Here is a 15,700-nt window from a genome sequence, read left to right on the forward strand (position 1 = left end):
CGCTGAGCCACACCAGGCAGACTCTGAACAGCCTCTCAGCCCTGGTTCCAGAGCGGCATGTCAGACCGGGGCGCAAAGGCACAATGCGGCTCATGCCCGCTTCTGCCATTCATTACTGCCGCCGCTGTGGCGCGCCGACCGCCAGGCGTCTGCCGGATGATGGCGACACGCGCCAGCGCGATGTGTGCACGGCCTGCGGTCTGGTGCATTACCAGAACCCGCTGCTGGTGGTGGGCACGCTGCCTTTCGCGCCCGATGGGCGCGTGCTGCTGTGCCAGCGCGATATAGAGCCGCGCAAAGGGCTGTGGACGCTGCCGGCGGGGTTCATGGAGCTGGGCGAGACGCTGCGCGGCGGCGCACTGCGTGAAACCAGCGAGGAAGCCGCGCTGGAGGCAGGGCGGCATGTGCGCCCGGGGGCGCTGTTTTCCGTGATCAGCGTGCCGCGAGTGGGGCAGGTGCATGTGTTTTACCTGGCCCCGCTGCTGGAGGAATGCCTGCGGCAGGGCCTGCCCGGCGGCTTCGGGCATGAAACGCGGCAAACGCGCCTGTTTGCCGAAAGCCAGGTGCCCTGGCCGCAGCTGGCCTTTGAGACGGTGCGGCTGACGTTGCAGCATTTTTTTGACGACTGGCGCGCGGGCCGCTTGGGTGTGCATGAGCAGGAGCTGCCGTCATGAGCGGGCCGGGCGCTGAAGGCGCGCGCGGCTTGCCGCCGCTGGCGGCGCTCAAGCCGGGCGATGCGTTTCCGCCGCTGGAAGCGGCCTGGCCCGCCGACTCGCCCGCGCCGGGGCTGCTGGCAGTGGGCGGCGCGCTGGATGCGGCGACGCTGCGGCGCGCTTACGCGGCGGCCATTTTTCCGTGGTTCGCGCCGGGCGAGCCGCTGCTGTGGTGGAGTCCGCAGCCGCGCATGGCGCTGGCCGTGGAGCGCTTCCGGCTGCACCGCTCGCTGAAGCAGGCCCTCAAGCGATTTCTGGCCGCGCCAGCGTGCGAAGTGCGGTTTGACAGCGCCTTCGGCCGGGTCATCCGCGCCTGTGCGACCGTGCCGCGCCCGGGGCAGTCGGGCACATGGATCACGCCGCAAATGGTGGCCGCCTACGAAGAGTTGCACGCGCAGCAGCTGGCGCACAGCGTGGAGGTGTGGGCCGAAGGCCGCCTGCTGGCGGGGCTGTATCTGGTGGCGCTGGGGCGGGCGGTGTTTGGCGAATCCATGTTCACCCGGGTCACGGACGGCTCCAAGATCGCGCTCGCGGCGCTGGTGGCCTTTTGCCGCACCCACGCGCTGCCGCTGATTGACTGCCAGCAAAACACGCGGCATTTGGCCTCGCTAGGCGCTGCGCCCATGCCGCGCGCGGACTTCGCGGCGCAAGTGGCGCTTTTGGCGGCGCAGCCCGGCCCCGCCTGGCGCTTTTCGCCCTCATGCTGGAGCGCGCTGGGTCTGAACAGTGCAAACAGCGGCAAAGACGATGGCAGGGAGACGCCGTGGCGCACCTGAAAGAGCTGCCGTTTCAGGCCATCCGCTTTTACGTCACCGCGCCGTATCCGTGCGGCTACCTGCCCAATCAAATGGCGCGCTCGCAAGTGGCCACACCCAGCCATCTGGTGCAGGGCGAGGCTTATTCGGAGCTGGTGCAGCTGGGCTTTCGCCGCAGCGGCCTGTTCGCCTACCGCCCGCACTGCGACCAGTGCCAGGCCTGCAAGCCCTTGCGCGTGCGCGTGGCTGATTTTTCGCCCAGCCGCAGCCAGCGCCGCGCCCAGCAGCGGCACGCCAGCTTGCGCGCGCGGGTGCTGCAGCCGGGCTTCGTGCCGGAGCACTACGCGCTGTACCGGCGCTACCAGGCCAGCCGCCACACGGGCGGCGGCATGGATGTGGATGACGCGCAGCAATACACGCAATTTCTGCTGCACAGCCACGTGAACACGCGGCTGGTGGAGTTTCGCGAGGGCGGCGAGCCGGGCGAGGGCGAGCCGGATGGGCCGCAGACTGGAGCGCTGCGCATGGTGTCGGTGGTGGATGTGCTCAAGGACGGGCTTTCAGCCGTCTATACCTTCTACGAGCCTGACACGCCCCACGCCAGCTATGGCACCTATGGCGTGCTCTGGCAAATCGCCCAGGCCCACACGCTGGGCCTGCCTTACGTGTATCTGGGCTACTGGATCGCCCAGAACCGCAAGATGGCCTACAAAACGCAGTTTCGCCCTTGCGAAATCCTGACGCAGGGGCGCTGGCAGCAAGCGCCTGCGGCGGCAGCGGGCTAGCCCTGCGCCAGGGAATGCGGGCCTTCCGCTTTGCTTTGGCGACTGATAACGCCGCCGTGGCAGAAGGCCGGCCGCCCCGTTTCCCATCCTGGCCCGCTCCTGCCTCCAATCTGCCGCAGTCCGCTCATGAGTGACAAAAGGCCGGAGCATGCAGGGCGGCAGGCGGTTTTTTTGCTCTCATGTCAATAGCACGACGTCCTAGTGGAATGGGCGCGAGTGCCATTTTCATACCCCCTGAATCCGCTCCTGTTTTTAGTAAACAGCCCCGGCGCTGGCGAACGGCAGAAGGCGCATCTGGCCGCGCGCCTGGTCTTGAGAGGCCCCTCACGGCCAGACTTTGAACAGCCTCTGAGGGGCTGCCGCGCATCGGCCGGGCCGTTGTCCGTTCGACTGCCCGGCAGAGAGTCGCCACGCTTGCAACGCCGCAGGCCGCCCGAGTCCACGCTTTTCGCCCCACGGGCGGATTTGAAGCCCGCTTTCAGTGCCTGAAGTGGCGCACGCCGGTGAAGACCATGGCGATGCCGCGTTCGTTGGCGGCGGCGATGACTTCGGCGTCGCGGATAGAGCCGCCGGGCTGGATGACGCAGGCCGCGCCGGCGTCGGCCAGCACGTCCAGGCCGTCGCGGAACGGGAAGAAGGCGTCGCTGGCGGCTGCCGCGCCGGTCAGGCTCAGGCCGGCGTTTTGCGCCTTGATGCTGGCGATGCGGGCCGAGTCCAGGCGGCTCATCTGGCCTGCGCCGACGCCGACGGTCATGCCATCTTTGCAGAAGACGATGGCGTTGCTTTTGACGTATTGGGCCACTTGCCAGGCAAAGAGCAGGTCTTGCATTTGCTGCGGCGTGGGGCGTTTTTCGGTGACGACTTGAAGGTCGGTTTCTTGCAGCCGGTGCTGGTCGGCCGTCTGGATGAGCAGGCCGGAGCCGACGCGCTTGTATTCCAGCGCGCGGGCGGCAGGGGCTGCATGGGCCGTATCGGCGGGCAGTTCGATTTGCAGCAGGCGCACGTTGGGTTTGGCGGCGAAGACGGCCAGGGCTTCGGGCGTGAAGGCGGGGGCCATGAGCACTTCGACGAATTGCCGGGCCACGTGTTCGGCGGCGGGGCCGTCCAGCGGGCGGTTGAAGGCGATGATGCCGCCGAAGGCGCTGGTGGGGTCGGTTTGCAGGGCTTTGGCGTACGCCTGGCCCGCGCTGGGGGCCACGGCCACGCCGCAGGGGTTGGCGTGTTTGACGATGACGCAGGCCGCTTGCGTGAACTGGCGCACGCATTCCCAGGCGGCGTCGGCGTCGGCGATGTTGTTGTAGGACAGCTCTTTGCCCTGAAGCTGGCGCGCGGTGGCGAGCGTGCCGGGGGCGGGGTGCAGGTCGCGGTAGAAGGCGGCCTGCTGGTGCGGGTTTTCGCCGTAGCGCAGGTCTTGCAGTTTGATGAAGACGGGGTTGGCCTGTGCGGGGAAGGGGGCGCGGACGGGGGCGCTTTGGGCAAATGGGGCAGAGCCGCTTTCGCCCTGGCCCTGGCTGGCGTCAAAGTCCACGCTGGAGAGCCATTCGCTGATGGCTGCGTCGTACTGGGCCACGCGGTTGAAGGCGGCCACGGAGAGGGCAAAGCGCGTTTTGGCGCTGAGCTGGCCGCCGCTGGCGCGCAGCTCTTGCAGCACGGCGGCGTATTGGCTGGCGTGGGTGAGCACGGCCACGTCTTGCCAGTTCTTGGCGGCGCTGCGCACCATGGCGGGGCCGCCGATGTCGATGTTTTCAATGGCCTCGGCCAGCGTGCAGCCGGGGCGGGCCACGGTGGCTTCGAAGGGGTAGAGGTTGATGACGGCCAGGTCAATTGCGCCAATGCCGTGCGCTTGCAGCGCGGCCATGTGCGCGGGGGTGTCGCGCCGGGCCAGCAGGCCGCCGTGTATGGCGGGGTGCAGGGTTTTCACGCGGCCATCGAGCATTTCGGGAAAGCGCGTGACTTCGGCCACTTCGGTCACGGGCAGGCCTGCGTCTTTGAGCAGCTTGGCGGTGCCGCCGGTGGACAGCAGGCGAAAGCCCAGCGCGGCCAGCGCTGCGGCGAATTCGGCAATGCCGGTTTTGTCGGATACGGAAATCAGGGCGTTTCGGGCAGTGGTGTTCATGGCAGTGGGGTGGGATGAAAACGAAGGGCGGCCAGGTATTGGGCGGGTTCAGAAAAGAGAGCAAATAAAAGGGGCGAAAAACGGCGTTTGCGCAGATTCCAGTAGGACCTCATGCTATGAATCGAGGAGCAAAAAAAGCCTTTCTAGACCGCCTGATGAATCGCCTGATGAATGCGCCAGCGAATGCGCGGACGAGCGCGCGAACAGCCTCGCGCAGGCAGGCCCGGCCCCGGCAGGCAGCGCGGGCGGGCCGCCTCAAAGCAGCTTGTGCTCCAGCAGCTTTTTGCGCAGCGTGTTGCGGTTCAGCCCCAGCCACTGGGCGGCGCGGCTTTGGTTGTTGTTGGCGCGGCGCATGACCACTTCCAGCAGGGGCGATTCCACGCTTTTGATCAGCATGTCATACATGTTGTGCGGCTCCACGCCATGCAAGTCATGGAAATAGGCTTCCAGGCTCTCGCGCACGCAGGCATCAAGATGGGTTTGGCTCATGGGTGTGATGGAAATGACAGAAAAAATGAAAAAAGCGCCGCAGCGGCCAGCCAGCCCGCTGCGGCCTGCCGCCCTCAGGCCACCTGGCTCCTGATGGGCGCTTCGCCTGGCAGGCGCTCGTGGCGCTCGGCCAGCAGCATCAGAAAGTCGGCCACCGCCTGCCACTGCCGCAAGGCGCTGGCCTCGGGCATGAGCGACTGCACAAAGGCATCGCCCCCCGGCAGGCCGCCCAGCATGCGCTGCAAATGCTTGCGCGCCGAACGCGCGCCCGCCGCCTCGCCATATAGCGCGTAGTGCGCGTGCAGGTGATCCAGCAGCGCGCTGCGCACTTCCAGCGTGAGCGGCGCGGCCAGCTGGCGGCCCGTGGCCAGGTAGTGCGCCACCTGCCGCAGCAGCCAGGGCGCGCGCCAGGCGGCGCGCCCCAGCATCACCGCGTCGGCCCGCGTGGCAGCGAGCACGGCGGCGGCCTTTTCGGGCGAATCAATGTCGCCATTGGCCACCACCGGCACGCGCACGGCGGCCTTGACGGCGGCAATGGTTTCGTACTCCGCCTCGCCCGCGTAGCCCTGCTCGCGCGTGCGGCCATGCACCGTGATCATCTGCACGCCCGCGCCCTCGGCGGCGCGCGCCAGCGAAACGGCGTTGCGCTGCGCCGCGCTCCAGCCCGTGCGCATCTTCAGCGTGACCGGCACGCCCTGCGGCGCGCAAGCGGCCACCACGGCCTCGATGATGCGCAGCGCCAGCGCCTCGTTCTGCATCAGTGCGCTGCCCGACCACTGGCTGCACACCTTGCGTGCCGGGCAGCCCATGTTGATGTCAATCACCTGCGCGCCGCGCGCCACGTTCCAGGCCGCGCTCTCGGCCATGGCCGCCGCATCAGCCCCCACGATTTGCACCGCAAAGGGGCCAGGCTCGCCCTCATGGCGGCCGCGCAGGCGGCTCTTGGCCGTGCCGCGCAAATCAGGCCGCGCCGCCACCATCTCCGCCACCGCGTAGCCCGCCCCGAAGCGGCGGCAAAGCTGGCGGAAAGGCCGGTCGGTCACCCCCGCCATCGGCGCCACGAACACGGCATTGGGCAGCGCGTGCGGCCCAATGCGCATGGCCGTCGGCAATGGCGAAAAGTGTGAAAAAGTTGTCATGGCAACAAAGAGCAAGCGCGGGATTCTAGCTGCCGCAAAAAAAGGCATCCGGTGAGAACCTGTTTACGCCCGCTCTTGAACAACCCCTGCCAGCAGGCGCGCAGCCAGGAACGCCAAGAAAGGCTGCGGGCCGCCCTGCTCCTGCCTGGCCGCATCAAAAACAGAAGCAAATATGAAGGGTCTGAAATGCCGCCCTGCGCTTATTCCACTAGGACCTATTGCTATGAATAGATGAGCTTGATGACACTGCTTCCGTCATGCATGCCCCCGCTCACGCCTGGCCCGCTCCAGCACGAAAAACAGCCAAACGGCGGGCAGCCCCGCCGCAGCGCCCAATGCCAGCCAGAGCCAGCGATGGCGCCCGGCACACCGCCACAGCCAGAAGCCGCAAACGGCCTGATAGGCGTGATCGATGGCAAAAGCCGCTTGCGCCCCCAATGCGCCGTTTCTGAGTGAAAAAAGACCCTGCGCAAAACCACGGCAAGCACAAAAGCCGCCGCCAGCCAGAGCAAAGGGCGCTCGCCGTGCTGGTTCAGCCACTGGCGCATGTCACTTCTCGCAATCGGGGTGAAAGGCTGTCGATGACGGCTTGGGCCGATGGGGCGGCCGTGCCTCATTGAACAAAACAAAAAGCGCCACGCCCATCAAATCGGCAAACAGCCCGACAAAGTGAAAAAAGCGGGTTGCAGACTGGTCCGTAACCCGCTTTTCGCCATTTTTCCATTCAGGCGGCGCTGATGCCCGCTACTGCCGCACCTGCACCGGCGCGTTGGGCGCTTCGCCGAACATTTCGGGGGCGTAGAGGGCTTCGACGCGGGTGGGGGGCAGGTTGAAGACGCCGGGGTTGTTCAGGCGCACGGTGTATTCCATCTTCAGCTTGCCTTTGGGCAGGTATTCGTAGTAGGCGCGGAAGGCCTCGAAGCTGCGCTCTTCGTAGGCGAGCCAGCCCCAGCCTTCGGATTTTTCGCCGCTGGAGGCAATGGCCGAGTCGCGCCCCAGGCCGCTGCCGAGGATGGTGGCGCCGCCGGGCACGGGGTCGGTGATGGCGACCCAGGTCATGTCGGCGCTGGCATTGACTTCCAGCGTGACGCGCAGGATGTCGCCGCGCGAGTAGTGGCCCGCCGGCAGGCTCTTGTCGGCCTGTTCAAGGGGGGTGACGCTGCGCTTGATCTGGTAGCCCGCCGCGAAGGGGGCTTTCAGGGGCACGGCGGCCAGCGATTGCAGGGTGAGCCAGGGGCTGCCGCTGCCTTCGTGGGTGACGGCCAGCTCGCTCTTGCCTGCTGGCTGGCCCGTTTTTTGCGGCCAGGGCAGCTGCATGGTGTTGTTCACGTAAAGGCCGGGGCTGGCGGGCGCGCCGGAGTAGCTCAGGCGGGAGTTGGCGTGGTCCACGCCTTCTTCCTTGGGCGCGGGGCGCACTTCGCTCCAGTCCACCTGGGCTTTTTCGCCGCCGAGGCTGGCGCGGGTGATGCCGCTGACGGGGGCGGATTCGCGCGCACGGGCGAATTGCTCGATGGCGAAGCTGCCCCAGAGGTTGGCGGTGGTGGTGTGCCAGGCGCCGCTTTGCTGGCGCTGGATGAAGCCGTTGATGAGGCGGCCCATGTCGTCATGCCATTCGGGGTCGTCCAGCACGGTGAGCAGCAGGCGGGCGGTGTTCACGTCGCCGCCGGCCATGAACCACCACCAGTCGTCGTCTTTTTCGGCGCTGAAGATCAGGCGCGAGCCTTGCCATGACAGGCGCGAGCGCAGGATTTGCATGGCTTCTTCCAGCTTTTGCGGCTGGGCCGGAATGCCCTTGACGCGGCGCAGCACGTTCACCCAGTCAATGACGGCGCTGGTGGGCCACTGGTTGGGGGCGATGGTGATGCTCTCCAGCATGGCGGCCCGTGCAGCGCCGTAGCGCGAGAGGGCTTCGATGGCGGCGAGCTTGAGCACGTCCAGGTCTTTGCGGGGCGACCAGTAGCGGCGCGTGATGCGGCCTTCGACGAAGGCGGCCAGGCCGTCCAGCATGGGCTGGCGCACGTCTTCGGGCAGGGCGTATTGCGGCTCGATGCGGCTGGCTTCATGGGTGGCGGCCAGCATCCACGCGGTGAGGATGGGGCTGCCTTTGTCTTCCTGGCCGCTGCGCGGCGGGAAGTAGTAGAGCAGGCCGTCGCCGTCCATGTAGGAGGGCATTTGCGCTGCCACGCTGCGCCACTGCGCTTCATCGCGCATGCCAATGGCCTTGCTGGTCTGCTGCTCCAGGCAGGAGTAGGGGTAGGCGGCAAACCAGTCGTTGATGGCGGGCAGGCCATCGGCCAGCTTCGGTTGCAGGGCCAGGCGCAGCCCGCCACGGCCCGGCAGGGCGTCGGCGGGCGGGGCCACGGGCAAGGTGTAGGGTTTTTCAAGCTGCACGAGGGTGGCCTGCTGCACCGTCACGGGCACGGCGGGCACGACGCGCTGGCTGACTTTCAGGGCGTCGCCGGCGCTGCCGTTTTCATCTTTGGCGCTGATTTTCCAGGTGATTTCCTGCGCGCCGGGCACGCCCATGTGCGGCGGAGCAGTGACTTGCCAGCGGGCTTCGCTCGCCTGGCCAGCGGGTATTTCCAGCGTTTGCGCTTCGGTTTGCAGCGGGGCGGCTTCGGCCCGCACCTGCACTTTCATGGGCTTGTCCGTGGTGTTGCGCAGGGTGAAGGCGGCTTCGTACGCATCGCCGCCGCGCACCAGGGGCGGCAGGCCGCTGATGATTTGCAAATCTTGCGTGACGCGCACGCTGGTTTTGCCGGTGCCAAAGCGGTTGGCGCCGCTGTCGGCCACGGCCACGATCTGGAAGGTGGTGAGCGCGTCATTGAGCGGCACGTCCACGATGGCCTGGCCGTTGGCGTCCAGCTCCACGTCAGGCTTCCACAAAAGCAGGGTGTCGAGCAGCTCGCGCACGGGCGCGCCGCCCGCGCCGTCGCCGCCGGGGGGCGCGGCCTTGCGGCCGTAGTGGCGGCGGCCCACGATTTCCATTTGCGCGGTGGCCGTTTCCACGTCCCAGGAGCGGCGCCGGAGCATGGCTTCCAGCAGGTTCCAGCTGGTGTTGGGCATGAGTTCAAGCAGCGCCTTGTCCACGGCGGCCACGGCCACCCGGGCCTGGGCGGCGGGCTGGCCGCCGGGCAGCTTGGCCTCAATGCGCACGCGGGCCGTGCCGCGCGGGGCGTAAACCGTCTTGTCGGCTTCCACGCCCACGTGCATGCGGTAGTTTTGCTCGCCCACGCGGATTTCGGCCATGCCGAAGCGGTAGGTGGGCTTGCTCAGGTCCACCAGCGCGGTGGGCGGGGCGAAGTCGCCGTCTTTGTTGCGGAAGGCTCTCCACCACTGGATGGGGCTTTTGAAGCCCCAGGTGAAAAAGCTGTACCAGGGCACTTCATACAGCCGCCCGCGCAGCGCCAGCACGCTCACGTAGACGTTAGGCCCCCAGTTTTCACCGACTTTCAGGCTGATGGTGGGGTCGTCGCCGCTGAGCTGCACCACTTGCGTCTGCACGATGCCTTCGCGCTCCACGGCCACCAGCGCGGTGGCCTTGCGGAAGGGCATGCGCACCTGAAAGCGCGCGGTGTCACCCGCGTTGTAGCGTTTTTGCTCGGGCAGCACGTCCATGCGGTCGTTGTTTTCGCCGTCAAACCACAGTTCGCCCTGGCGTGTGACCCACACGCTTTGCGCGGCCTCGGCCTTGCGGCCCGCTTCGTCAGCCGCGCTGGCCACCAGTTCGATGCGGCCGGGCTGCGCCAGCTTCACATCGCAGTGCAGCAGGCCGCGCGCGTCGGTCTTGCCGCTGCACAGCGCGCCCAGGTCATGCGTTTCGTGGTGGTGGTCGTAGGCATAGAAGCCGCCGACCAGCCGCTTGCGCGTGGTGGTGGTGGTGTGCGCCACGGCGCGCACGGTCATGGCCGCGCCCGCCTTGGGCTTGCCTTGCAGATCGAGCGCCAGCGCCTGCAATTTCAGGTTTTTGTCCACGGAAACCCAGCTGTCGGCGCGCAGGCCGGCCACCACGGCGGCGGGCCACAGGGTTTGCGTCTGGCTCAGGGTCTGGGTTTCGCCATTGGGGTCGGCATAGGTGGCTTCCAGCAGCAGCTCGCGCGGGCGGCTGGAGGCGGGCAGCTTGGCGAGCACCAGGCGCCCCGCGCCTTGCGCGTCCAGCGTGAGCGGCTGCTTGTCGGCCACGAGCTTCTGGCTGGCGGAGCTGGGCGCATCGCCGTCATCGCCGTCATCGTCGACGCGGGTTTCGCTGCTGCGGCGCCCGTCGGGCGGGGTGAAGCTGAAGCTGTCGTAGTCGCCAAAGTGCGGCGCAATGTCCTTGACGGCCGCCGACACCTGCACGGGCAGGTGCGCCGCCGCGCCGCCAGCCACGTAGCTCACTTGCACCTGCACGGGCACGTCTGCGGTGGCGATCAGGGCGTTTTCGTCGGCCACGGCCACGCTGCCGCGATACACGGGCAGGCGGAACTCTTCCACGCGGAAGGAGCCGGCGGAATGGCCGCCGCTGCCGTCGTCATCGCCGCCGCCTGCGCCAAGCGTGATGCGGTACACGCCCAGCTTGGCGTTTTTGGGCACGGCGAACTGGCTGGCGGCGCTGCGGCCGCCCGTGGGGGTGTCGCGCCAGTTCAGCTCCTGCGTGTATTCCTGCCCGCTGCCCACGTGGGTGATGGTCAGCGTGCGCGGCATGCTGTTGGCGGGCGGCAGCGCCAGCGTGCCTTTTTCGGGGCTGACGGACTGGCGCAGGTAGTGCTTCATCGACACCGTTTCGCCCGCGCGCACGAGCGTGCGGTCCAGCACGGTGTGCGCCACTTCGGCGGACGCGCCGCCGTCGCGGCCCGTGGGCGCGTTGAAGCGCCAGGGTTCAATGCCCCGGTTCCAGTTGCTCCAGACAAAAGCCATGTCCTGCCCGCTACCTTCGCCGCTGCGCGCGCTGATGAAGTAGCCGCGCGTGCTTTCGGGCACGCGCCATTCATGCGCGCAGGGGCTGGATCGGGTGACTTCCGGCAGGCGCGCCAGGCCCTGCGCGTCGGTCACGGCCCGCGCCACGGGCTTGCCGTAGCAGTCCGACACATTCACCTGCGCGCCCGCCACGGGCTGGCCGTGATCGAGCGTAGTCACCCAGGCCAGCGAGCCTTCCGGACTCCACTTGAAATGCACGGCCAGGTTGGTCACCAGCGCAGAGGTGCGCACATACATGGTGCGCTGCGGCCCGTAGCCTTCGTTCAGCAGGGCCTGGCCCAGCTGGCGCGAGGCGATTTCCAGCACGTGAAAGCCGGGGGTCAGCGGAATGCCTACCACCTCGAAGGGTCGCGTGTCGCCCTCTTGCGCGCCGGGCAGCGGCTGCGTTTGCGCGTCCGCGCGGCCTTCCAGCAGCGAGATGGCCCGCGTTTCCACATAGTTCTCCGAATATGGCGAATCCTTCAGCGGCGGCGGCAGCGTGCCCCGCACCACTTGCGCGGCCTTTTTGCGCTCGATGGAGGCGTCGTCAAACTCCTCTACCCGGCGCATCCATTCAATGATGTCCGCGTCGCTCTCAAAGCGCGCGCGGCTGATTTGCATGGACTGCACGCCCAGCTGCGGCTCCACGCGCCGCAGCGTCACCGGCAGAAGGGGCGTGCCGTTCGGCCCTTCGGCAAATCGCTCGACGATGCCGAACGTGCCCGCCGCGAACTTGGCCAGCGGCGGCATGGGCGAAGTGCGCACCGTCAGCGGAAAGCTCGCCGCGTTGGCCAGCGGGCGGCCGCTGTCGTCTTTCAAATCGGCAGGCAGCGTGAGCGTGTAGGTGGCGCTTTCGGCCAGCGGGGCAGGAAATTTCAGGCTGTCCAGCAAATCATCCGGATCGCCTTTTTCGTTGAACTCGGGCGCAATTTCGCCTTTGTCCGAAGTCAGCCGCGCCTGCTGGAGCAGGCGGCGCGGCGCGCTGGCCGAAAAATCCAGCGTCACCGGCCGCAGGGGCATGCACGCGGCCTGCGCGTTCTCGCGCTCGCAGCTCATGCTGGCCTGAAACAGCGGGCGCACCTCGTATTCAAAGCGGCGCTCCACCGTGTTGGGTATGCCGCTGGGCGTGGCCACGCCCTTGCCGTACACCAGCTCCACCTTCGTTTCCGGCGTGAGCCGCCGCTGGCACTGCATCACAAAAACCGTGCCCGGCTTCTTTTCATCACGCTGGCTCCAGTCCAGCTCCTTGAGCAGCGCCGCACGGTCCGCGCCCGTGATGAGCTTCACCGGCACGCGCTCGCCCACGCCTTCAGCGCTGCACCACACGTGGGCCTGCACGCTCTCCGGCGTGGCTGCGCCGTTGAGCGCCAGCACGAAATGCTGGTCTTCATCCACCTTGCGCCAGGTGCCGGGGAGCACGTCCTGAACGATCGGGCCGCCCGTGTGAAAGGCGTAGCTGCTCTTGCCCTCCAGCGCCGAGCCGTCGGCTGCCTTGAAGCCCGCCGCCGCCTTGAGCGTGCAGCGCGTGCCCGGCGGCAGATCGTCTTCAAAGTCGTACACCCACTCGCGCGCGCCCGTCCAGCGCCCTTCGCCCTTTTGCGCCTGGGCGTCATTGCAAGCCAGCGTGAACGGCGCGGCCAGCTTGGCATCGCCAAACGCCACCGCGTCCGCCTTGAACTTGACCACCACCTGCCGCACCCGCGACACCTCGCCCTGCGGCGAAACGCTGGCCACGGCCAGCGCATGGGCCTGCCCCGCCAGCGCCAGAGCAGAACAAAGAAGGGAAAGACGGAACCAGACAGAACGTTTCATGGCAGCCCAAAGTGTGAAAAAAGACCCGGGAAAGCGACAAATCCGCATTGTGCCCAACGCCTCGCGCCCACTTGGGTTCTGCCCATGCCCACAGCGTGGTTCATCCGCCTTCAGCGCCCGCAGCCAGCGCTGGCCGCGCAGGCAAAAAAGCGGGGCCAGGCCTGCGCAAGGGCAAGAAGCGGAGCGCGCCATTCCGCCCTCTGTTTCGCTCCTCTATCCATAGCATGACGTCCTAGTAGAAATTGCGCTGGGCGGCATTCAGATATATCTGAATTCGCTCCTTTTTTTGATGTCTCCAGCGCCCTGCCCTGCGGCTAGACTGCGCGGCCATCACACGCGCCGCTCAGAAGAACTTCAGATTCAGAAGCACATTCAGGAAAAACGCCATGCCCGAAGCCCTCATCCGCCCCGAACTGGTTCAACTGGGCGCCGCGCCCACCGACAAGACCGCCGCCATCCGGCAGGCGGGGCAGTTGCTGGTGGCCGCCGGCTGCATCGCCCCGGCCTATGTGCAAAGCCTGCTGGCGCGCGAGCAGACGGCCAACACCTATCTGGGCAGCGGCGTGGCCATTCCGCACGGACAGATTGCCGACCGGCACCTGATTGAGCGCACCGGCATCGCCGTGCTGCAAGTGCCCGGCGGCGTGGAGTGGAACGCGGGGCAGCGCGCCACGCTCATCTTCGCCATTGCCGCGCAGTCTGACGAGCACCTGGCGCTGCTGCGGCGCCTGACGCGCCTGCTGCAAGACGAGGCCACGCTGCAAAAGCTGGCCTGCACGGCAGATGCGGGCGACATCCTGCGCGCGCTGGAGCTGCCTGCGGCACCTGCCGCCGCCGCTGACGCCGCTACCCAAGCCCCGGCCGGCGACTACGCGCAAGGCTTTGACTGGCGCATGCCCTATCCCAACGGCCTGCACGCGCGCCCCGCCCAGCAGTGGGTGGAAACAGCCCGGCGCTTTGCCGCCAGCGTGCGCGTGCGAAACGGGCAGGAGGCGGGCGATGCCAAAAACCTCATGGCCCTGCTGCAACTGGGCATCGCCCACGGGCAGACCCTTCATGTTTCCGCGCAAGGCAGCGATGCCGCCGCCGCCCTGGCCGCGCTGCAAGGCGTGATGAACCGGCTGACCGCCGCCGAAGAGGCCGAGGCCGAAAAAGCCCGCCAGGCCAAGGCGCAAGCGGCCAGCCGCAGCGCCTGGCAGCCTGCGGGCCGGCCGCCGTCGCTGCAAGGCATCAGCGCCAGCCCGGGCCTGGCCATTGGCACGCTGCGCGTGCGCCGCGCCGCCGACATCGCCGTGCCCGACCGCCCGGCCCCGCTGGCCGAAGGCGCTGACGCGCTGGATGAAGCCTTGGCCGCCACCCGCGCCGAGCTGCTGCAACTGGCGCAAGACACCGCCGCGCGCATTGGCAAGGCCGAAGGCGGCATCTTCCGCGCGCAGGCCGAGCTGCTGGGCGACACCGGCCTCATCGCCCAAACCTGCCAGCGCATGGCGCAAGGCCACGGCGCGGCCTGGAGCTGGCACGAAGCCGTGCAAGCCGCCGCCGGCCAGCTGGCCAGCGTGGGCAGCCCGCTGCTGGCCGCGCGCGCGGCCGATTTGCGCGATGCGGGCCTGCGCGTGCTGCGCAAGCTCGCGCCAGAGCTGGAGCAGCTGAATCCGCCCGGCGGGCAGGAGCAGGGCGGCGAAAACCTCGTCATCGCCGCTGCCGACCTCACCCCGTCAGACACCGCCGCGCTCGATTTGCGCCAGGTGGCGGGCCTGTGCACCGCGCAGGGCGGCCCTTCCTCGCACACCGCCATCATTGCCCGCACGCTGGGCCTGCCCGCCGTGGTGGCCGCTGGCGGCGCCCTGCTCGATGTGCCCGACGGCCAAACCGTGGTGCTGGACGGCGACGGCGCGCGCCTGTATTGGGGGCTGGATGAGGCCGATTTGCAAAGCGCCCGCCAGTGGCGCGACGCACAGCAGGCGCGCGCCCGCGAAATCGCCCGGCTGGCCCTGCAACCGGCCGCCACGCAAGACGGCGTGCGCGTGGAAGTGGCCGCCAACGTCAATCGCCCCGAACAAGTGCCCGCCGCGCTGGCCGCCGGCGCCGAAGGCGTGGGCCTGATGCGCACCGAATTTCTCTATCTGGAGCGCGACAGCGCCCCCGGCGAAGACGAGCAGTGCGAAACCTACTGCGGCATGGTGCGCGAGCTGGCGGGCCGCCCCCTCATCATCCGCACGCTCGATATCGGCGGCGACAAGCAAGTGCCCTACCTCAACCTGCCGCACGAAGAAAACCCCTTCCTGGGCATACGCGGCAGCCGCCTCATGCTGCGCCGCCCGGATTTGCTGGAGCCGCAGCTGCGCGCCATCTACCGCGCCGCCAAAACCGGGCCGCTTTCCATCATGTTTCCCATGATCACCAGCCTGGCCGAGCTGCGCGCGCTGCGCGCCGAATGCGAACGCATCCGCCAGCAGCTGAACGCGCCCGCCGTGCCCATCGGCATCATGGTGGAAGTGCCCGCAGCGGCCGTCATGGCCGGGCAACTGGCGCTGCATGCCGACTTCTTTTCCATCGGCACCAACGACCTCACGCAATACGTGCTCGCCATCGACCGCCAGCACCCCGAACTGGCCCGCGAAGCCGACACCCTGCACCCCGCCGTGCTGCGCATGATTCAGCACACCGTGCAAGGCGCGCAAGCCGCCACGCAAGCCGGGCGCCCCTGCTGGGTGGGCGTGTGCGGCGGCCTGGCGGGCGACCCGCTCGGCGCGGCCATCCTCACGGGCCTGGGCGTGCGCGAACTCTCCATGAGCCAGCGCGACATTGCCCCCGTCAAGGCTGCCTTGCGCGCCTGCGACAGCGCCCTGCTGGCCGAGCTGGCCCAGCTGGCCCTTGACAGCGCCGACGCCGACAGCGTCCGCGCCCTGGCCGCCAGGCTGCAAGCGCCCAAGCAGGTCAAGCGCTAAGGCGCGCA

At 68.1% G+C, this 15,700-nt stretch carries 8 protein-coding genes; 4 read left to right on the top strand and 4 right to left on the bottom strand.

Annotated features, from left to right (window positions below; all coding sequences use genetic code 11):
* The first annotated feature begins 92 nt into the window (after positions 1–92).
* The 3 genes from ADJ79_RS01175 to ADJ79_RS01185 are packed head-to-tail and all read left to right on the top strand — an operon-like array spanning position 93 to position 2,253.
* On the top strand, positions 93–674 hold the full coding sequence (locus ADJ79_RS01175) for an NUDIX domain-containing protein (protein WP_253273843.1): 582 nt from the start codon (positions 93–95) through the stop codon (positions 672–674).
* Positions 671–1,489: a leucyl/phenylalanyl-tRNA--protein transferase gene (gene aat / locus ADJ79_RS01180; protein WP_050714425.1), complete on the top strand. Its 819-nt coding sequence runs from the start codon at positions 671–673 to the stop codon at positions 1,487–1,489. Before ADJ79_RS01175 ends, aat begins: the two co-directional genes overlap by 4 nt.
* On the top strand, positions 1,477–2,253 hold the full coding sequence (locus ADJ79_RS01185) for an arginyltransferase (protein ID WP_050714426.1): 777 nt from the start codon (positions 1,477–1,479) through the stop codon (positions 2,251–2,253). Before aat ends, ADJ79_RS01185 begins: the two co-directional genes overlap by 13 nt.
* 478 nt (positions 2,254–2,731) lie before the next feature.
* Here the strand turns inward: ADJ79_RS01185 and purH are convergent, their stop codons facing one another.
* The 4 genes from purH to ADJ79_RS01210 all read right to left on the bottom strand — a co-directional run bounded on the left by purH (position 2,732) and on the right by ADJ79_RS01210 (position 12,744).
* Entirely contained in the window at positions 2,732–4,369 is a 1,638-nt protein-coding gene (gene purH, locus ADJ79_RS01190) for a bifunctional phosphoribosylaminoimidazolecarboxamide formyltransferase/IMP cyclohydrolase (RefSeq protein WP_050714427.1), read from the bottom strand.
* Positions 4,370–4,624: 255 nt separating this feature from the next.
* Positions 4,625–4,858, bottom strand: coding sequence for a helix-turn-helix domain-containing protein (locus tag ADJ79_RS01195; protein ID WP_050714428.1), 234 nt, complete (start codon positions 4,856–4,858; stop codon positions 4,625–4,627).
* Between the two features lie 74 nt (positions 4,859–4,932).
* Positions 4,933–5,958 (bottom strand): tRNA dihydrouridine synthase DusB, encoded by a 1,026-nt coding sequence (gene dusB / locus ADJ79_RS01200; RefSeq protein WP_050714429.1) that lies wholly within the window; start codon positions 5,956–5,958, stop codon positions 4,933–4,935.
* A gap of 783 nt (positions 5,959–6,741) precedes the next feature.
* Entirely contained in the window at positions 6,742–12,744 is a 6,003-nt protein-coding gene (locus ADJ79_RS01210; protein WP_050714431.1) for an alpha-2-macroglobulin, read from the bottom strand.
* A gap of 386 nt (positions 12,745–13,130) precedes the next feature.
* On the opposite strand from ADJ79_RS01210, the gene ptsP reads away from it, so the two are divergent.
* Positions 13,131–15,692, top strand: coding sequence for a phosphoenolpyruvate--protein phosphotransferase (ptsP, locus tag ADJ79_RS01215; protein WP_050714432.1), 2,562 nt, complete (start codon positions 13,131–13,133; stop codon positions 15,690–15,692).
* Positions 15,693–15,700 lie beyond the last annotated feature (8 nt).

The organism is Ottowia sp. oral taxon 894, assembly GCF_001262075.1.
Classification (GTDB): domain Bacteria; phylum Pseudomonadota; class Gammaproteobacteria; order Burkholderiales; family Burkholderiaceae_C; genus Ottowia; species Ottowia massiliensis.